This window comes from Serratia nevei (assembly GCF_024160145.1).
Lineage (GTDB): Bacteria > Pseudomonadota > Gammaproteobacteria > Enterobacterales > Enterobacteriaceae > Serratia > Serratia nevei_A.
Genome location: NZ_JAMYWQ010000002.1, coordinates 212,699 through 231,385 on the forward strand (window position 1 = coordinate 212,699; position 18,687 = coordinate 231,385).

The window sequence follows — 18,687 nt, forward strand, 5'->3', positions numbered from 1 at the left end:
ATGCAAACACGCAAATTGGGCCGTGAAGGGTTAGAAGTGTCGGCGTTGGGGTTAGGCTGCATGGGGTTGAGTTTTGGCTATGGCCCGGCTACCGACAAGCGGCAGGCGATCGATCTGATCCGCGCTGCGGTGGATGCGGGCGTGACCTTTTTCGATACCGCCGAGATCTATGGCCCGTTCACGAACGAGGAACTGCTGGGGGAAGCGCTGGCGCCGGTGCGCGATCGGGTCGTTATCGCCACCAAGTTCGGTTTCGATCTGCCGCAGCCGGCGGGGCAGCAGGTGTTGAACAGCCGTCCGGAGCACATTCGCCGGGCGGTGGAAGGTTCGCTGCAGCGCCTGCGGGTAGAGACTATCGACCTGCTGTATCAACACCGCGTCGATCCCGAGGTGCCTATCGAGGAGGTGGCCGGCACGGTGCAGCAACTGATCCGTGAAGGCAAAGTGAAGTATTTCGGCCTGTCGGAAGCCGGTGCGCAAACCATTCGGCGAGCTCACGCGGTGCAGCCGGTCTCGGCGCTGCAAAGCGAATATTCGCTGTGGTGGCGCGAGCCGGAGCGTGAAATATTGCCGACGCTGGCAGAGCTGGGCATCGGCCTGGTGCCGTTCAGCCCGCTCGGCAAGGGCTTTCTCACCGGCGCCATTACCGAGAACACCGCCTTCGACAGCGGCGATTTTCGCAACGTGGTGCCACGCTTCAGCGCCGAGGCGCGCCGGGCCAATCAGGCGCTGGTGGATGTGCTGGGGCAGATAGCGCAGCGCAAGGGCGTGACGCCGGCGCAGATCGCTCTGGCCTGGCTGCTGGCGCAGCAGCCGTGGATCGTGCCGATCCCGGGAACCACCAAGCGCCACCGGCTGGAAGAAAATCTGGCGGCGGCGGCGGTGGTGCTGGCGGCGGACGAGCGGGGCGAAATCGAGCGTGCGCTCTCCGCCATCGAAGTCACCGGCGATCGCTATCCGGCGCATTTGCAGCAAAACGTCGGGCGTTAAGCCCGGCGGCGCAACGCGTCGATCAGTAGCGCAAAGGCGGCAGTGTGCTGCCTGCGGCTCGGATAATAGAGGTAATAGCCGGGAAACGGCGGGCACCAGTCGTCCAGCGCCATCTGCAGCCGCCCGTCGGCCAGCGGCTCGGCGACGGTGTCTTCCGGCACGAAGGCGATACCGAGGCCGAGCTGGGCGGCATCGATGCGCTGGCGCAGGCTGTTGAAGGTCAGCTGCCCCTCCACCCGTACTTTGAGCTCTCGGCCATCGCGAGCGAACTCCCAGGCATACAGCCCGCCGAGGGTGGGCAGACGCATGTTGATGCAACGATGATTTTGCAGCGCTTGCGGCGTGGCGGGGTGGCCGTAACGGGCGAAATAGGCGGGCGAAGCGACGGGCACCATGCGCATGTCCGGCCCGATGCGCACCGCGACCATGTCCTTCGCCACCTGTTCCCCCAGCCGGATGCCGGCGTCAAAACGCCCGGCGACGATGTCGGTCAGGCTGTTGTCGACGGTGATTTCCACGTTGATGTCCGGGTAATCGACGAGAAACGTGCGCAGCACCGGCCACAGTACCGCATCCACCGCGTGTTCCCCGGCGGTGATGCGGATGTTGCCGGCGGGGCGATCGCGCATTTCACCCAGCGCGTTCAGCTCGTTTTCTATCTCCGCAAAGTGCGGGCCAATGCTGTTGAGCAGCCGCTCGCCGGCTTCGGTGGGAGCGACGCTACGGGTGGTGCGCGTGAGCAAGCGCAGCGCCAGCCGCTCTTCCAGCCCGCGGATAGCATGGCTGAGCGCCGATTGGGAAACTCCAAGCTGCGCCGCGGCTTTGGTGAAGCTGCGCTCCCTGGCCACCATCAGGAAGGCGATCAGATCGTTAACGTTTTCTTTCAACATACCGGCACCGGAGAACAAAGTTAGGGCGCTGCCGCGCACAGATTAATGAATTGAGCTCATAGCTCCTTGCGTATTTTACCCGCTAGTCGGCGGAAAAACAGGGCGCTATCTTGGCATCACTGACTCACGACTATCAGCGCCGGCTGTGAGAGCCGGCGCGGAGGACACTACAGATGAAAATACAACGCAGCGGTTCGATCCCTTCACAGCGCGGTCCGGCGGATTACTTCACCGGGCAGGTGCGCATCGATGCGCCGTTCGCCGGTGACGCGCCGGCCAGGGTGGGCGGTGCGACCGTCACCTTCGAACCCGGCGCCCGCACCGCCTGGCATACCCATCCGCTCGGCCAGACGCTGATCGTCACCCAGGGGCGCGGCTGGATCCAGGTGTGGGGCGAGACCACGCAGGAAATGCACCCCGGCGATATCGTCTGGATCCCGGCAGGCGTCAAACACTGGCACGGCGCGACGCCGGACACCGCCATGAGCCATATCGCCATCGCCGAAGCCGTGGACGGTAGCCCGGTAACCTGGCTGGAGCCGGTCAGCGAGGCGGAGTATCGGCAATAAGGCTGCTCAGGCCTGGTGGCTCTGCTGGCATCAGGCGCCCAGGCCCCCGAGGCACAGGTACTTGATCTCGAGATAGTCCTCGATGCCGTATTTTGAGCCTTCGCGGCCCAACCCGGAGTGCTTCATGCCGCCGAACGGCGCCACCTCGGTGGAGATCAGCCCTTCGTTGATGCCGACGATGCCGTACTCCAACGCTTCGGCCACGCGCATTACCCGGCCGATGTCGCGGCTGTAGAAGTAAGCGGCCAGGCCGAACGGCGTGTCGTTGGCCAGTTCGATGGCTTCCGCTTCCTGGTTGAAGCGGATCAGGGGCGCCACCGGGCCGAACGTCTCCTCGCGGAAGATTTTCGCCGTGCGCGGCACATCGGTCAGGATAGTCGGGGTGAAGAAATTGCCGCCCAGCGCGTCAGGCTGGCCGCCCAGCAGCACCGATGCGCCGTGCTCGACGGCGTCGGCGATATGCTCGCGCACTTTTTCCACCGCGTCCGGGTTAATCAACGGGCCGATGGTGACGCCATCGTCCATGCCGTTGCCGACTTTCAGCCTGGCGACGGCGGCTTTCAGTTTGGCGGCGAAGGCGTCGTACACGCCGTCCTGCACCAGAAAACGGTTGGTGCAGACGCAGGTCTGGCCGGCGTTGCGGTATTTCGAGGCGACCGCGCCGGCCACGGCGGCGTCCAGATCGGCATCGTCGAATACGATAAACGGCGCGTTGCCGCCCAGCTCCATGCTGGTTTTCTTGATGGTGGGCGCACACTGGGCCAGCAGCTGCGCGCCGACTTCGGTGCTGCCGGTGAAGGAGAGTTTACGCACATCCGGATTGGCGGTGAGTTCGCCGCCGATGCCTTTGCTGGGGCCGGTGATCACGTTGCACACCCCGGCGGGCAGCCCGGCGCGCTCCGCCAGCACGGCGATCGCCAGCGCCGAGAACGGGGTCTGGCTGGCGGGGCGGATCACCCCGGTGCAGCCCGCCGCCCAGCCGGGGCCGGCTTTGCGGGTGATCATCGCCGCCGGGAAGTTCCACGGGGTGATGGCGGCGAACACGCCGATCGGCTCTTTCTGCACGATGATGCGGCGGCCCGCCTGGGGCTGCGGAATAGTGTCGCCGTAGACCCGCTTACCTTCCTCGGCGAACCATTCGATAAAGGAGGCGGCATAGGCGATTTCACCTCGGCTTTCGGCCAGCGGCTTGCCCTGTTCCGCCGTCATGATGCGTGCCAGATCCTCCTGATTTTCCATCATCAGCTCAAACAGCCGCCGCAGCTTGCCGGCGCGCTCTTTGGCGGTCAGCGCACGCCAGGCGGGCAGCGCCTTCTTGGCGGCGGCGATGGCGCGTGCGGTTTCCTCGGCGCCGAAGGCCGGCACATGGCCAACCAACTCGCCGTTGGCGGGGTTATGAATGGCGATCGTGTGGCCTGTTTTGGCCGGCAACCATTGCCCGTCGATGTAATTGGCCTCGCGGAACAGCGTGGGATCCTTGAGGGTAGCGCTGATGCTGGTGCTCATTGGTCTCTTCCTTTGCTGAGTTCAACAGAATGGTCTATCCCATACGGCTACCCTTTACCCTAGCAAACTTTGCCGCCGCCGTTTGCCACCGTGGCGACAAGATGAGCGTTTTCTCCATGCGCACCTTCTGTACAAAAAATATCCGTCATCGGGCCGATACTGAAAGAGCAGGCATATGACCCTTTTCGATGTGATTAAAAGAAAGGAGTGTGCGAATGATGAAATCAGTGGACAGACATCTCGCGGCCTACGGCAGCGAAATGGATTTTTTGGCGTCGAGCATCGCCCTGATGGAATGGCAAGGGCGGCAGATTGACGCCGGGCAGGTGGCCGGCAATATGTCGGAACAGCAAAGCCGCCTGTTCTTTGCGCGGTTGAGTTATTTTCGTCAGCTTTATCAGGCCGCAGCGGCGGCCGAACACAGCCTGTAATCTCCCGATTCAGCCCCGTCTCAGCGGGGCTTTTCATTTCAGCGGTGCCACACCCCGGTCGCCAGCGTCGCCGGCGAATATTCCAGATTACGCCCCCGCCACGGCAACGCCGCCGCAAAGCGCCAGGCGCGGCGAACGTCAAACCGCCAATAGCGTTCCGCCCCTTCAACACCGGGATGCCCTTGCGCCTGCCACAGGATCTGCGTTTGTCCTTGCAGATGCAGCACGTCACCGCGATCGAAATCGATGAACAGCAGCGCCGCCCGCGGTTCGGCCAGCAGGTTGCCCAGCGTATTCATATAGCGGTTGCCGCGAAAGTCCGGCATCCACAGCGTGTCACCTTCCAGATGGATAAAGCCGGGGCGCCCGCCGCGATGAGAAATATCGACGCCGCCCTGCGCCAGTGCCAGGTGCGCGCTGCTGGCGACGAAGCTGGTGTCCGCGGTGCGGATCAGCGCCTGCGCCGCCGCATCGAGCGATGCTAAATGCTCAACCGGCTGTGGCCGGCTCTCCACCGGGTAGAGTTCGCGGCGCTGAATGTACTGCGGGCAGTTGCCGAAGCTTTGGTGAACGACGATCTCCACCCGGTTTTTGTCGGTGCGGCCGACGGTGCCGTTGGCGCGGTTGCGCCGCCGGTTGCTGAAGTCGAGCCCGAGCGCGCCGACCGGTTTGCCGGGCAGCAACAGCGCCTGGGCGGGATCGTCGCTGCGGCGCGGCGCGCTGATGCGCAGGTGCGTGTCATCCGGCGTGCGTAAAAATCCGGGCAGGCCGCTGAACAGAGTGGCGATAGGCCAGCCCTGGTCGTCCAGCGTGGCGACGAACAGGTAGGGCAGCGCGGCGAAAAACGCGCGGTGCTGATCCGGCATCGCGGGGTAGATGCCGCCGCCCACGCGATCGAAACCGGCCAGCGTCTGCGCGCGCAGCTCATCGGGGTGGAACCGTTGCGTGTTCACGGCGTCAGCTCGCCGCCGGTTCCGGCAGGGCCGGCATGGCGAAGAAGCCGGGAAGCGCCGCGATGTTCGCCACCCAGCGCCGTATGGCGGGGTAAGGCGCCAGCGAAATGCCGCCTTCGGCCGCGACCGCCACATAGCTGTAGCAGGCCAGATCGGCGATGGTCGCCTGTTCGCCGGCCAGATAGCCGCGCTCGCTCAGGTGTTGCTCCATCTGCGGCAGAAAACGATCGCTGATTGCCCGCGCCGTCTGATAATCCTCCGGCACGGCGAACTGGGTGATTAATCGGCAGGCCGCCGGGCCGTAGCGGACTTCGCCGGCGGCTTTGGAAAGCCAGGCCTGCACCCGCGCCGCCGCCGCCGGCTGTTCCGGCAGCCAGTGGCTGTCCGGCGCATAGCGTTTCGCCAGATAGACCAGAATGGCGTTGCTGTCGGCCAGCGTCAGATCGCCGTCCTGCAAGACCGGGATCTGGCCGAACGGGTTGAGCCGGCGAAAGGCCGCGCTCTGCCGCACGTCCGCCGAGGCTTCTACCCATTCATAGGGCAGCGCCAGCATGCGCAGCAGCAACGCCACGCGGTGAACGTGGCCGGAAAGCGGGGTGCCGTAGAGGGTAATGGTGGACATGGCGTTTCTCCTCAGTGCTTTTTTTTCAGCATACTCTTGCGGTGAATGAGCGGAATCCGGCAATGTGGAAATTGATAATTTCACTTATCGGAAGAGTCTATGGATCGGTTAGACGAGTTGGCCATCTTTGTGGCGGTGGTGCAGCAGGGCAGCCTGGCGGCCGCCGGGCGCAAACTGCGGCGTTCGGCGCCGGCGATCACCCGGGCGATCGCCGCGCTGGAACAGCGGTTCGGCACCCGGCTGGTGGAACGCACCACCCGGCGGCTGGCACCTACCGAGGCGGGCGTGCGGCTGCTGGAGCGCGCGCAACAGCTGCTGCAGGATTATCAGGCGGTGGTGCAGGATACCGCTGAAGCGCAGCTGAGCGGCTTGCTGCGCGTCACCTCGCCGGTGCAGTTCGGCCGCCGATACGTGGCGCCGGTGGTGATGGCGTTTCTCGATGACTATCCGCAGATGCAGATCGAAATGGTGTTGAACGATCGCAATCTCGATCTGATCGACGAAGGGCTGGATATCGCGGTACGCATCGGTCATCTGCAGGACTCTTCGCGCGTGGCGCGGCGGCTGGGGCAGGTCAGCCGGGTGACGGTCGCCAGCCCGGCTTACCTGGCGCGCTGCGGCGAGCCGCGCTCACCGGCGCAGCTGGCGGAGCATGCCACCATCGTCGGCACCCAGCGGCCGTCGCTGCGCGAATGGCGCTTCGGCCCGCTGGAAAACGGCGAGCGGGTGCGCTTGGCCCCCCGGCTGTTGCTCAACGACGTGGAAGCGCAGCTGCTGGCGGTGCGCGCCGGCAAGGGCATCGCCCGGCTGCTCTCGTATCAGGTGGCGGACGATCTGGCCGCCGGCACGCTGGTGCGGCTGCTGGCGGATCATGAGCCGTTGCCGATGCCGGTACAGCTGGTGGCGCAGCAGGCGCAGCGCATGCCGCTGAAGGTGCGCGCCTTTTGGGATTATGCGTTTGAAAGGCTCAGCGCATTGCCACAAATTCAGCCGGACGGGCGGGGAAAATAAGCGCAAAAAGTTTCATGGGTTAAACTTTTTCGCTGCCGGCGTTGTTTTATTTTACCGGGCGCGCATTGCTGATAGACCCGTCTTGACAATAATGTTGTCGGTGCTAATAGTTAATTCATATCTTAAATAATAAACGAAGTTTAATATATGAAACAACTTGCGGGGAGCTATGACAACGGCGCTGCGGTGGATAATGAAGACGTTATTTTGGCTTCATTCCAGACCCGTAGCGCGGCTATTTATCATCAGGCAAAACATGAAAAGAATATTGCGTATGGCGAAAGCGAACGCGAGACGATTGATTGGCTCTATTCTGCAAAGCAGCACCAGGGGACGTTAATTTTTATTCACGGCGGCTATTGGCAATTCTGCGATAAGGCGGATTTCGCCTTTATCGCCGCCGGGCCGTTGGCGTTGGGTTTTGACGTGGTGCTGGTGGAATATGCGCTGGCGCCGGCGGTTAATCTTGACGCTATTTGTCGCCAGGTGGGGGCGGCGCTTGATGCAATTCAGCGCCGTCTGCCGCCGCACTATGCCCATCCGGTGCATCTGTGCGGCCATTCCGCCGGCGGGCATCTGGCGGCGTTTTGGCAGCAGCATGCGTTGGTGGAGGCGGTCTTTCCCATCAGCGGCCTGTTCGAACTGGCGCCGCTGCAAGAGAGCTATGTCAATCGGGCGCTGCAGCTGACCGCGCGGCAGATTGAAACGCTCAGCCCGGCGCGCCACCTGCCGGCGCGCAGTAAGCCGCTCACGCTGTATTATGGCGCGGCGGAGCTGCCGGAGCTGATCGGTCAGTCACAGCATTATCATGCGGCGCTGCGCCAGCGCGGGTTGCCGGCCGAACTGGTCGCGGTGCCCGGCGCCAATCATTTCACCATCCTGGATGCGTTGTTCGCCGCCGACGGCGCGCTGCTTCGCCAACTTGATCACCACGGGAACCACTGATATGCGCGAGATCGTAGAGACCGGGCTGCCGGATATCGGCCAGCCTTTTTCCTGGGCTACCCGGGGCGGCGGCATGCTGTTTACCGCCCATGGCCCGGTGCGGGCGGACGGCAGCATCGAGACCGGCGCGCCGGAGCAACAGATTACGTTAACCTTCGATAACCTGGCGCAGACGCTGAAGGCGGCGGGCAGCCACAGCGATAAGGTGTTGCAGGTGATCGTTTATCTCACCGACGTCAACGACGTTAAATTGCTCGATGATATTTACCGGAAATACTTTAATTATCCTTATCCCAATCGCTCCACGGTTATTGTTGAAAAACTGGTGGTGCCGGGAATGAAAATAGAAATTACCGTCAGCGCCATCGCCTGATTTAATTTCTCATTAAGTCCGTCTTCATATTAATTCAATAACGAATTAAGGATGCGTCATGTTTAAACAGATTGCACCTTCAGCAGCCGATCCTATTATGTCGCTGATGGAAGCCTATTTGCAGGATCCCAATCCGCAAAAGGTGAATTTAGGCATTGGGCTCTATTACGACCGGCAGGGGAATATTCCGCTGATGCAGGCGGTGGAGGCCGCCGAGCAGCGGTTGCTGGCGCTGCGCCGCCCGCACGGTTATCCGCCGATCGAAGGTTCGCCGCAGTTCGCTCGCCAGGTGCAGGCGCTGCTGTTCGGCGAGCAACAGACGGCCGAGATCGCCACGGTGCAGACCGTCGGCGGCTCCGGTGCGCTAAAGTTGGCGGCGGATTTTTTGCGCCACTTTCTGGCGCGCACTGACATTTGGGTGTCCGATCCCACCTGGGCCAATCACTGGGCGATATTTGAAGGCGCCGGGCTGCGGGTGAATACCTATCCCTACTTTGACGAAGCGGCGGGCGGCCTGCGTTTCGCCGCCATGCTCGACGCGCTGGACAGTCTGCCGCCCGGCAGCGTAGTCCTGTTGCATCCTTGCTGCCATAACCCGACCGGCACCGATCTGACGGCGGAGCAGTGGCGCGCCACGCTCGCCGTGCTGCAGCGACGTAAGCTGCTGCCGCTGTTCGATATCGCCTATCAGGGCTTCGGCGACGGGCTGGAGGAGGACTGCTTGGCGTTGCGCGCAGCGCTGAAAACCGATCTGCCGTTTTTGGTCTGCAACTCGTTTTCCAAAAACGTGGCGCTGTACGGCCAGCGGCTGGGCGCGCTGTCGGTGCGCTGCGCCGATGCGGAAAATGCCGCCGACGTCAAAGGCGCGTTAAAAACGCTGATCCGCCGCAGCTACTCCTGCCCGCCGACGCACGGCAGCCAGATCGTGGAAACCCTGCTCGGCGACGCCGAACTCGGTGAGCTTTGGCGCAATGAGCTGGCGGAAATGCGCGTGCGCATCAAGCAGATGCGTGAGCAGCTGGCCGCCGGCCTGGCGCGGGGCGGCTCTTCGCTGGATCACCGGCGCATACGCGATCAGCGCGGCATGTTCAGCTATACCGGCCTGAACGAAGCGCAGCTGCAGACCCTGCGGCAGCGCTACGCCATCTATCTGGTTTCGCCCGGCCGCATGTGCCTGCCGGGGCTCAACCCCGGCAATATCGACTACGTGACTGCCGCCATTCTCGACGTCACCCGTACCGCCTAACTCCGTTCGGGAGCCCAGCCATGCCACAGATGAATGATTTTGAGCAGATCGCCCGCCGTCAGGGCGGGTTGAACAAGCATCTTACCGCCGGGCAGATGTCGATGCTGGCGATCGGCGGCGCCATCGGCACCGGGCTGTTTCTCGGCAGCGCCTACGCCATTCAGATGGCAGGGCCGTCGGTATTGCTGAGCTACCTGATCGGCGGCGTTATTGCGCTGCTGTTGATGGGCAGCCTGGCAGAAATGACCTCCGAACACCCGACGCCCGGCTCGTTCGGCGACTACGCCGAATTCTATCTCGGCCCGCTGTTCGGCTTTCTGGTGCGTTATTCCTACTGGTCTTGCGTGGTGCTGGCGGTGGGCACCGAAGTTACCGCCATCGGCATGTACATGCAGTTCTGGTTCCCGGCTACGCCGACCTGGCCGTGGGTGCTGCTGTTTTCGGCGGCGGTGATCGTCGTCAACGTGATCGGCGTAAAGTCGTTCGGCCAGGTGGAATACGCGCTGTCCACCGTCAAAGTGACGGCGATCGTGGCGTTCATTCTGATCGGCATCGGCATTCTGGCGTTTTCGGGCAACCCGGCCTACGGCCTGCGCAACCTGACCGCCGGCGGCTTTATGCCGTTTGGCGTCAAGGGCATGTGGTTTGCGGTGATCGTTTCCATTTTCAGCTACCTGAGCATTGAAATGATCGCGGTGGCCGCCGGCGAGGCGAAAAATCCGGTGATAGCGGTGAAGGCAGCGTTCAAGGGCACCATCGTGCGGCTGTTCATCTTCTACATGCTGTCGATCGCGCTGATGCTGGCCATTGTGCCCTGGCGCCAGTCCGGCACCGGCGAAAGCCCGTTCCTGATGGCGATGAACGTGATCCATCTGCCGGCCGCCGCCGGTATTTTCAACTTTATCGTGCTGGTGGCGGCGCTGTCGGCGATGAACAGCCAGCTGTATATCACCACCCGCATGATGTTCTCGCTGTCGCGTGCCGGGCAGGCGCCGGCAGCATTGGGGCGCGTCAGTCGGCGCGGCATTCCGGTCAATGCGCTGGCGATGTCGTGCATCGGCATCGTGGTGTCTATCGTGCTGAGTCTGGTGGCGCCGGAAACCTCGTTCGCCGCCATGATGTCTATTTCGGTGTATGGCGCCTGCTTTACCTGGCTGATGATTTTTGTCACCCACCTGTTCTTCCGCCGCCGGCACCGGCAGACCCACCTGAAGTTCCGTATGTGGGGGTTCCCCTATACCACCTTGCTGGGTGCCGGGCTGATGGCGGCGCTGATGATCTCGACGGCGTTTACCGAATTCTTCCGCATGACGCTGTGGTTCGGTATTCCGTTTACCTTGCTGCTGGTGGTGGCCTACCGCTTCCAGAGCCGCCGCGCGCCTGCACCCGTGCCGCTCAAGGCGCCGGAAGTGGAGTAATGCGGGGAGGGGCTGAGGCGTTTCTCAGCCCCGGGGATTACAGCTGGCTTTTCGGGATCAGCTGGTCACCGAAGCTCAGGCGCTGGCGGCCCGGTTCGATTTCGGTCAGCGGCGCCACTTCGTGCAGCGAAGATTTACAGCGCTGTACCAGATCCTGGTACTCGCGGGTGCCGGCGACCTTCCAGGCCAGTTCCTGTTCGGTCAGATCGCGCAGCACGCGCGCCGGGCTGCCGACCACCAGCTTGTTGGCTTCGATCACCGCTGCGGCTTTGACGAACGCCATCGCGCCGACGATGGTGTTCTCGCCGATCTCCGCGCCGTCCATCACCACCGCATTCATGCCCACCATTGCATTGCGGCGAATGCGGCAGCCGTGCAGGATGGCGCCGTGCCCGATATGGCCGTCTTCTTCCACCACCGTGTCTTGCTGCGGGAAGCCGTGCATCACGCAGTTGTCCTGAATGTTGGCGCCGTCGCAAATCACCAGGCGGCCAAAATCGCCTCGCAGGCTGGCGTTCGGGCCGATGTACACGTGCTTGCCGACGATAACGTCGCCGATCAGTACCGCCGTCGGGTGCACGTAACTGCTGGGGGCAACGACCGGCGTCAGGCCGTCAATCTGATACACAGGCATAGCGTGAGTTCCTTAACATGTAGGGTCGCGCGGCAGGCCGCCGAAGCGCCGATAGTAGCCGGCGGCCGGCGCGGGCAGGGCGCCGATGGTGGTCTCCGCCAGCGCGCTGACGTACTCCGTCGCGGCGCGATCGACCTGCTGATAAAGATTGATGCACAGGTTGCGGGCGATCTGGCCCTCCCACTGCGCGGGCAGCAGCGCGTCCGGCAGCAGCGGATCTTTCAACACCACGCGACGGAAGAAGTGAATCAATAATAGCTTAATCTGGAAACAGCGCAGCGGCGTCAGCGCCGCCGGGTCGACTTCGCGCAGCAGCGCCATCAGCGGCCGGAAGGAGACGATAAACTCGTGATAGCCCGCCGCCACCTCGCTTAGCGACCAGCAGTCGGCCACCAGGTTCTGCAGGGTTTGCTCGGAGCGGTTATAGGGATAATCGGCGCGGAAGTAAATCACCTGCTCGCTGGCGTTTAGCTCGCCGAGCAGCGCCGTCACATCGGTCTGTGCATGGGTGGGGGCGGCCATCAGGTTGCTGGCGATTTGCCCGAATCCGAGCCAGCCCAGCTCTTTTTTCAGCCGCGCGCGCTCGTTTTTTTCGGCGCTTTCCAGCAGCAACAGCTCCCACTTGCCGTCCCAGGCGGGCTGCTCGCGCAGATAGATTTTCGATTCGGCGTGGCGAAACTGGCGCATTCCCTGCTCGGTCACGCGGTAGAAGCTGCGGCGGCCTATTTTCTCCACCGCCAGCCAACCCTCTTTCTGCAGGCGGAACACCGAGGTGCGCACGAAGCGATCGCCGAAGCCGAAGGCCTCCAACAGCGCGCTCAGGCTACCGAGCCACACTTCGCCGCCGCGGTGGCTGAGCGCGTCGCCGTACAGCGAAATGATCAGCGAGGTGCCGCTGATCGGCTGCGCGTCGACGGCATGGCGAATGAACTCATCCAGTTTATGTTCCATATTTTTCCATGGGTTAGCCTTCGATGAGCCATAACATTACCATAATTTTAGGTGGCGTCATCCGTGACGCCGTGCGGCTCAGCGCGGCCGCAGATCGACCACGCGCTGCGCCTTGCCTTCCGAGCGCGGAATATCGCCGCAGTTGGCGATGCTGACGTCGGTGCTGACGCCCACGATCGATTTGATGTGGTGGCGCAGCTGGTGGCAGATGTCGCAACGCTGCTGGTGGCTGAGGCTGAGCGCGGATTCTTTCAGTTCGACGCGCACCGCCAGCGTGTCCAGGTGCCCACTGCGGCTGACCTGCAGCTGGTAGTGCGGCGACAGCTGCTCGAACTGCATGATCTGCTCCTCCACCTGCGACGGGAAGACGTTGACGCCGCGGATGATCAGCATGTCGTCGGAGCGGCCGGTGATCTTGCCCATGCGGCGCATCTGGCGCGCGTCGCCCGGCAGCAGACGAGTGAGATCGCGGGTGCGGTAGCGGATCACCGGCAGCGCTTCTTTGGTCAGGGTGGTGAATACCAGTTCGCCGTGCTCACCGTCCGGCAGGGCGATGCCGGTTTCCGGGCAGATGATCTCCGGCAGGAAATGGTCTTCCCAAATGGTAGGCCCGCCGCCGCTCTCCAGACACTCCATCGCCACGCCCGGCCCCATCACTTCCGACAGGCCGTAAATATCCAGCGCCTTGATGCCCATGCGGGTTTCGATTTCGTGGCGCAGGGCTTCGGTCCAGGGTTCGGCGCCGAACACGCCGAGCCGCAGCGAGCAGCCGCGCGCGTCGCCGCCCATCTTGCGTTCCAGCTCGTCGATCAGCGTCAGGCAATAGGATGGCGTCACCATGATGATGTCGGGTTTGAAATCGAGGATCAGCTGCGCCTGGCGTTCCGTCTGGCCGCCGGACATCGGGATCACCGTCGCGCCGAGCCGCTCCGCGCCGTAGTGCGCGCCGAGGCCGCCGGTGAACAGGCCGTAACCGTAGGCGACGTGCACCTTGTCTTTGGCGGTGGCGCCGCCGGCGCGCAGGCAGCGGGCGACGATATCGGCCCAGTTATCGATGTCGCGCTGGGTGTAGCCCACCACCGTCGGGCGGCCGGTGGTGCCCGAGGAGGCGTGGATGCGCACCACCTGTTCCATCGGCACCGCGAAGGTGTCGAACGGGTAGTTATCGCGCAGATCCTGCTTGGTGGTGTAGGGGAAGCGCGCCAGATCGCTCAGCTGTTTGAGATCGTCGGGGTGCACGCCGGCCTGGTCGAATTTGCGTTGGTACATCGGCACATTGTCGTAGGCGTGGTGCAGCGTCCACTTCAGACGCGCCAACTGCAACGCTTCAATCTCATCGCGCGAGGCGAATTCGATCGTTTCGAGGGGCTGTGGATTTATTGTCATGGTTAGCCTCAGGGGTCAGACACGCTCAATGATCATGGCGATGCCCTGGCCGACGCCGATGCACATGGTGCACAGCGCGTAGCGGCCGGCTCGCCGTTCCAGTTCAAACAGGGCGGCCAGCGCCAGGCGCGCGCCGCTCATGCCCAGCGGATGCCCCAGGGCGATCGCGCCGCCGTTGGGGTTGACCTGCGGGGCATCGTCCGGCAGGCCAAGCTGGCGCATCACCGCCAACGCCTGGGCGGCGAACGCTTCGTTCAGTTCGATGACGTCCATCTGCGCCAGGCTCAGCCCGGCGATTTCCAGCACCTTGCGGGTGGCCGGCAGCGGGCCGATGCCCATCAGCCGCGGCTCCACGCCGCAGGTGGCGGTGGCAACGATGCGTGCGCGCGGCGTCAGCCCCTGGCGCGCCGCCATCGCTTCGGAGGCGACGAGCAGGGCCGCCGCACCGTCATTCAGGCCCGAGGCGTTGCCGGCGGTGACGCTGCCGGGCTGACGGAACGGAGTTTTCAGCGCCTGCAACTGCTCGAAGGTGGTGTCGGGGCGCGGGTGTTCATCCTGGCTGAACAGCGTCACCGCGCCTTTTTTACCGCTGAGGCTGACCGGGGCTATCTCCTGCGCCAGGTGGCCCAGCGCCTGCGCCCGGGCGGCGCGCTGCTGGCTGCGCAGCGCAAAGGCGTCCTGATCGGCGCGGCTGATGTTGAACTGCGCCGCGACGTTTTCGGCGGTCTCCGGCATCGAATCGGTGCCGAACTCGGCCTGCATCCGCGGATTGACGAAGCGCCAGCCGAGGGTGGTGTCGTACAGCTGCGCCTGGCGGCTGAAGGCGCTGTCGGCCTTGCCCATCACCAGCGGCGCGCGGGTCATCGATTCCGCGCCGCCCGCCAGCATCAGTTCGGCATCGCCGGCTTTGATACTGCGCGCTGCCATCGCCAGCGCATCCAGGCCCGAACCGCACAGGCGGTTCACCGTGGTGCCGGACACGTCGACCGGCACGCCGGCCAGCAGCAGCGCCATGCGCGCCAGGTTGCGGTTGTCTTCCCCGGCCTGGTTGGCGCAGCCGAGGATCACGTCGTCCAGCTGCGCCCAATCCACCTGCGGATGGCGTTCCAGCAGCACACGCAGCGGCAGGGCGGCGAGGTCGTCGGCGCGCATCTGGGCCAGCGCGCCGCCATAGCGGCCGATCGGGGTGCGCACACCGTCGCAGATAAATGCCTGATTCATGCCTGATCTCCTAAAATGCGGTGGCCGAGGCGGTGCGCGCGGCCGCGGAACCAGGCGACGGTTTTGCCCCGTTGGTTAACGATTTCGACGTCATACAGCCCGGTGGCTTTGCCCTGATGGCGTACCGCCGCGCTGGCGGTGAGGCGATCGCCGGCCAGCGCCGGGCGGACGAAGTCGATGCTGCAGCCGGAGGCCACCGCCGCCAACCCCTGGCTGTTGCAGGCGTAGGCGAAGGCGGTGTCCGCCAGGCTGAACAGCTGGCCGCCGTGGCAGGTCTGGTGGCCGTTGAGCATCTGCGGGCCGACGGTCATGCTGACCTGCGCGTACCCGGCGTCGACGGCGTCGATGTGCATCCCCATCGCCTGAGCGCAGGTATCTTGCTGGAACATCTGTTCGGCGCAGCGCTGAGCCAGCGCGCGCGGCGTATTGGCGTTCATCGTTCGGCTCCTGGGAAAGCGGCGGGGGAAGCATAGCGGCGCAGCAGCGGCATCGGGCGATAGCGCGCTTCGCCGTAATAACGTTGCAGGTTTTCCAGCGTCGCCAGAATGTGGCGCCAGCCGAGCGCGGCGCCCCAGGCCAGCGGCCCGCGCGGATAGTTGACGCCGCGCAGCATCGCCAGATCGGTATCTTCGGCGCCGGCGACGCCTTTGTTCACCACGTCGAGCGCTTCGTTGGCCAGCATGGCCAGGGTGCGCATCGTCAGCAGGCCGGGGTAATCCGGCAGCGGAATGACCTGCTTGCCGAGGGACTGCAGCAGGCGAATCGCTTTGGCATTGTGTTGCGCCTCGTTTTGCGCCGCGCAGCTAATGGCGATGGCGGAGGCGTGCGCATAGTCGGCACAGAGATCGAACAACACCACGGGTGTTCCACGTTCGTCGGCCAGTTGGCCGGCGGTTTTACCATTGGTTAACATCATTGTAACGTCGTCGATCGTGACGTGTGGGCTGGTCTGGCCAGGTTGTTTGATCGCCCCCGCATTTTCGCTTAACAACTGCGCCAAATCGGCCAGCGAAGACCAGTCGCCGTGCAGCGTAACGCGTTGCGGCAGCGCGACCTGCGCCGGGGGCGCAAAGGCGATCTCGGCGGCGGATCGCTGGGCGTCGTAGCGGTAGAAGCCGCGGCCGGATTTGCGGCCGAGGTGCCCGGCGGCCACCAGTTCCTGCTGCACCAGTGAGGGGGTGAAGCGCGGATCCTGATAGAAGGCCTGATATACCGAGTCGGTCACGGCGTAATTGACGTCCTGGCCGATCAGATCGGTCAACTGCAACGGGCCCATGGCGAAACCGCCGGCGTCGCGCAAGACCGCGTCCAGCGTGGCGGCGTCGGCCACCCGCTCCTCCAGGGCTCGCAGGGTTTCGGCATAGAACGGCCGCGCCACGCGGTTGACGATAAATCCCGGCGTCGAGCGGCACACGACGCTCTGCTTACCCCAGCGCTGCGCCAGGGCCTGCAGCGCGGCGAGGGTCTCGGTGGCGGTCTCCAGACCGCTGACGATCTCCACCAGTTTCATCAGCGGCGCCGGGTTGAAGAAATGCAGCCCGGCCATGCGTGCCGGGTGTTGCAGTGCCCCGGCGATGGCGGTGATCGACAGCGAGGAGGTATTGCTGGCGAACAGCGTCGTGGGTGAGCAGAGCGCCTCCAAATCGCGGAACAGGCCCTGTTTGATCGCCAGATTTTCCGCCACCGCTTCAATCACCAGCGCGCAGTCGGCCAGCTGCTCGAGCGAGTCGGCGCGTTCGAGGCGCGCCAGCAGCGCTTCGGTGGTTGCGGCGTCGGCCTTGCCGCCGTCTACCCGCTGCCGCAGGCGGCGAGCGAGATCGTCGATCGCACGCTGGGCGGCGGCGGGCGCGATATCGAACAGCCGCACCGGGTGGCCGGCGGCGGCGGCCACCTGGGCGATGCCGATGCCCATGGTGCCGGCGCCGATCACCGCCACCTGGCCGTTAAGAAGGGGCGCATTCATGGCTATTTCCCGCTGAAGTTTGGCGTGCGTTTGGCGAAGAACGCGCTGACGCCTTCGCGATAGTCGTCGCTGCGGCCGCCCAGGCGTTGCAGATCGCGCTCCAGATCGAGCTGCTGATCGAGGCTGTTGGTGGCCGAGCTGTAGATGGCTTTCTTGATCAGCCCCAGGCCGTAGGTCGGCTGGGTGGCCAGATGGCGCGCCAGCGTTTGCGTGCGATCGGCCAACTCCGCCGCCGGCACTACCTGCCAAATCATGCCCCACGCCAGCGCCTGTTGGGCGCTGATTTTGTCACCCAGCATGGCCATACCCATCGCGCGGGCATGGCCGGCCAGCCGCGGCAGGAACCAGCTGCCGCCGGAGTCAGGCACCAGTCCCAGACGGCAGAACGACTGAATGAAGCTGGCATTGTCGGCGGCGATGACGATATCGCACGCCAGGGCCAGCGCGGCGCCGGCGCCGGCCGCCACGCCGTTGACCGCGCACACCACCGGCTTCGGCAGGGCGGTCAGGCGGCGGATCAGGGGGTTGTAGAAACGTTCGACCGACAGGCCGAGATCCGGCGCCTGTTGATCGGCACTGACGTTGCGATCGTTGAGATCCTGCCCGGCGCAGAAACCGCGCCCGGCGCCGGCGATCAGCAGGCAGCGCACGCTGTCGTCCCGCTCGGCCTGTGTCAGCGCTTCGCTCAGCTGGCGATGCATCTCGTCGTTAAAGCTGTTGAGCCGGTCCGGCCGGTTGAGGGTCAGCGTCAACACGCCGGCGTCGAGATGGCTGAGAATCATTGCGTTATCCATAAATCAGCGCCCCTGATAGTTTGGCGTACGTTTTTCGAAAAAGGCGGCGATGCCTTCGCGGCGATCGTCGGTGGCGGCCAGGGTGACAAACTGTTGACGCTCCATCGCTAACCCCTGGCTAAGGCCGGTTTCCTCGGCCTGTTTCAGCGCCTGTTTGGCGGCGCGCAGCGCCAGCGGCGCCTGACGGCTGATGCGTTCGGCAATCTGCTGCGTGCGTTCCAGCGTCAGGGCATCGACGCACACTTCGCTGATAAGGCCGGCCTGCAGCGCGGTGCGGGCGTCGATGGCCTCGCCGGTCAGCACCATCTGGCTGGCGCGCGATTTGCCGACGCAGCGCATCAGACGCTGGGTGCCGCCGGCGCCCGGCATCAGGCCGAGGGTGATCTCCGGCAGGCCGAAGCGGGCGCTTTCGCCACCGATAACGATGTCGCAGGCCAGCGCCAGCTCGCAGCCGGCGCCCAGGGCATAACCGTTCACCGCCGCCAGCAGCGGCTTGCTGAACTGTGCCAGACGCTGCCACAGCTGCGGACGGCGATCCGCCAGCGCGGCCGGCAGATCCTGCTGTTGCAGTTCGCGCAGATCGGCACCGGCGGCGAAGCAGCGCGCCGCACCGGCGATCACCACGGCGCCCACGCCGCTGTCGGCGTCGGCCTGCTCCAGCCGGGCAACCAGCTGTTCCAGGCACGGCGTGCTCAGGGCATTACGCGCCTCCGGGCGGTGCAGCGTCAGCGTGACCACGCGGTGCTGCTGCTGATGCAAAATAAAGGGGGTGTCCATCGCGGCT

Annotated in this window: 20 protein-coding genes; 8 read left to right on the forward strand and 12 right to left on the reverse strand. The window is 64.4% G+C overall.

Annotated elements, in window-relative coordinates:
- Complete coding sequence (locus M6G53_RS02705) at positions 1-990, forward strand: aldo/keto reductase (RefSeq protein WP_253328704.1); 990 nt, start codon at positions 1-3, stop codon at positions 988-990.
- On the opposite strand, the gene M6G53_RS02710 is transcribed toward M6G53_RS02705, so the two are convergent.
- A complete protein-coding gene (locus M6G53_RS02710) occupies positions 987-1,880 on the reverse strand; it encodes a LysR family transcriptional regulator (RefSeq protein WP_253328706.1) in 894 nt (297 codons plus the stop codon). The genes M6G53_RS02705 and M6G53_RS02710 overlap by 4 nt on opposite strands.
- 173 nt (positions 1,881-2,053) lie before the next feature.
- On the opposite strand from M6G53_RS02710, the gene M6G53_RS02715 reads away from it, so the two are divergent.
- A complete protein-coding gene (locus M6G53_RS02715) occupies positions 2,054-2,449 on the forward strand; it encodes a (R)-mandelonitrile lyase (RefSeq protein ID WP_253328708.1) in 396 nt (131 codons plus the stop codon).
- A 30-nt stretch (positions 2,450-2,479) separates the two neighbouring features.
- Here the strand turns inward: M6G53_RS02715 and gabD are convergent, their stop codons facing one another.
- Complete coding sequence (gene gabD / locus M6G53_RS02720; protein WP_253328710.1) at positions 2,480-3,955, reverse strand: NADP-dependent succinate-semialdehyde dehydrogenase; 1,476 nt, start codon at positions 3,953-3,955, stop codon at positions 2,480-2,482.
- Positions 3,956-4,170: 215 nt separating this feature from the next.
- On the opposite strand from gabD, the gene M6G53_RS02725 reads away from it, so the two are divergent.
- Positions 4,171-4,386 carry a glycogen synthesis protein gene (locus M6G53_RS02725; RefSeq protein WP_049201387.1) on the forward strand — a complete coding sequence of 72 codons (216 nt, stop codon included), beginning with the start codon at positions 4,171-4,173 and terminating at the stop codon, positions 4,384-4,386.
- 38 nt (positions 4,387-4,424) lie between these two features.
- Here the strand turns inward: M6G53_RS02725 and M6G53_RS02730 are convergent, their stop codons facing one another.
- Together M6G53_RS02730 and M6G53_RS02735 are read right to left on the reverse strand one after the other, a co-directional pair.
- Positions 4,425-5,339, reverse strand: a complete 915-nt coding sequence (locus M6G53_RS02730; RefSeq protein ID WP_253328712.1) for a pyridoxamine 5'-phosphate oxidase family protein — start codon at positions 5,337-5,339, stop codon at positions 4,425-4,427.
- 4 nt (positions 5,340-5,343) lie between these two features.
- Positions 5,344-5,961, reverse strand: a complete 618-nt coding sequence (locus tag M6G53_RS02735; RefSeq protein WP_253328714.1) for a glutathione S-transferase family protein — start codon at positions 5,959-5,961, stop codon at positions 5,344-5,346.
- 99 nt (positions 5,962-6,060) lie between these two features.
- Here M6G53_RS02735 and M6G53_RS02740 point away from each other — a divergent pair, with 99 nt between their 5' ends.
- The 5 genes from M6G53_RS02740 (at position 6,061) to M6G53_RS02760 (ending at position 10,954) form a co-directional block, all read left to right on the forward strand.
- A complete protein-coding gene (locus M6G53_RS02740) occupies positions 6,061-6,972 on the forward strand; it encodes a LysR family transcriptional regulator (protein WP_253328716.1) in 912 nt (303 codons plus the stop codon).
- Between the two features lie 147 nt (positions 6,973-7,119).
- Complete coding sequence (locus M6G53_RS02745; RefSeq protein WP_253328718.1) at positions 7,120-7,917, forward strand: alpha/beta hydrolase; 798 nt, start codon at positions 7,120-7,122, stop codon at positions 7,915-7,917.
- A gap of 1 nt (position 7,918) precedes the next feature.
- Positions 7,919-8,290: a RidA family protein gene (locus M6G53_RS02750; RefSeq protein ID WP_197657847.1), complete on the forward strand. Its 372-nt coding sequence runs from the start codon at positions 7,919-7,921 to the stop codon at positions 8,288-8,290.
- Between the two features lie 58 nt (positions 8,291-8,348).
- Positions 8,349-9,536: an amino acid aminotransferase gene (locus M6G53_RS02755; RefSeq protein ID WP_253328720.1), complete on the forward strand. Its 1,188-nt coding sequence runs from the start codon at positions 8,349-8,351 to the stop codon at positions 9,534-9,536.
- Positions 9,537-9,556: 20 nt separating this feature from the next.
- Entirely contained in the window at positions 9,557-10,954 is a 1,398-nt protein-coding gene (locus M6G53_RS02760; RefSeq protein ID WP_253328722.1) for an amino acid permease, read from the forward strand.
- 37 nt (positions 10,955-10,991) lie between these two features.
- Here M6G53_RS02760 and paaY read toward each other — a convergent pair whose 3' ends face one another.
- The 8 genes from paaY to paaF all read right to left on the reverse strand — a co-directional run bounded on the left by paaY (position 10,992) and on the right by paaF (position 18,680).
- On the reverse strand, positions 10,992-11,588 hold the full coding sequence (gene paaY / locus M6G53_RS02765) for a phenylacetic acid degradation protein PaaY (RefSeq protein ID WP_253328724.1): 597 nt from the start codon (positions 11,586-11,588) through the stop codon (positions 10,992-10,994).
- 12 nt (positions 11,589-11,600) lie between these two features.
- Positions 11,601-12,539, reverse strand: coding sequence for a phenylacetic acid degradation operon negative regulatory protein PaaX (paaX, locus tag M6G53_RS02770; RefSeq protein WP_253328726.1), 939 nt, complete (start codon positions 12,537-12,539; stop codon positions 11,601-11,603).
- A gap of 78 nt (positions 12,540-12,617) precedes the next feature.
- On the reverse strand, positions 12,618-13,925 hold the full coding sequence (gene paaK, locus M6G53_RS02775) for a phenylacetate--CoA ligase PaaK (RefSeq protein WP_253328727.1): 1,308 nt from the start codon (positions 13,923-13,925) through the stop codon (positions 12,618-12,620).
- A 15-nt stretch (positions 13,926-13,940) separates the two neighbouring features.
- Complete coding sequence (pcaF, locus tag M6G53_RS02780) at positions 13,941-15,146, reverse strand: 3-oxoadipyl-CoA thiolase (protein WP_253328729.1); 1,206 nt, start codon at positions 15,144-15,146, stop codon at positions 13,941-13,943.
- On the reverse strand, positions 15,143-15,583 hold the full coding sequence (paaI, locus tag M6G53_RS02785) for a hydroxyphenylacetyl-CoA thioesterase PaaI (RefSeq protein ID WP_253328731.1): 441 nt from the start codon (positions 15,581-15,583) through the stop codon (positions 15,143-15,145). Before paaI ends, pcaF begins: the two co-directional genes overlap by 4 nt.
- A complete protein-coding gene (locus M6G53_RS02790; protein ID WP_253328733.1) occupies positions 15,580-17,109 on the reverse strand; it encodes a 3-hydroxyacyl-CoA dehydrogenase in 1,530 nt (509 codons plus the stop codon). The genes paaI and M6G53_RS02790 overlap by 4 nt, the downstream gene beginning before the upstream one ends.
- A 2-nt stretch (positions 17,110-17,111) precedes the next feature.
- Positions 17,112-17,903 carry a 2-(1,2-epoxy-1,2-dihydrophenyl)acetyl-CoA isomerase PaaG gene (gene paaG / locus M6G53_RS02795; RefSeq protein ID WP_253328735.1) on the reverse strand — a complete coding sequence of 264 codons (792 nt, stop codon included), beginning with the start codon at positions 17,901-17,903 and terminating at the stop codon, positions 17,112-17,114.
- 3 nt (positions 17,904-17,906) lie between these two features.
- On the reverse strand, positions 17,907-18,680 hold the full coding sequence (gene paaF / locus M6G53_RS02800) for a 2,3-dehydroadipyl-CoA hydratase PaaF (RefSeq protein ID WP_253328737.1): 774 nt from the start codon (positions 18,678-18,680) through the stop codon (positions 17,907-17,909).
- Positions 18,681-18,687 lie beyond the last annotated feature (7 nt).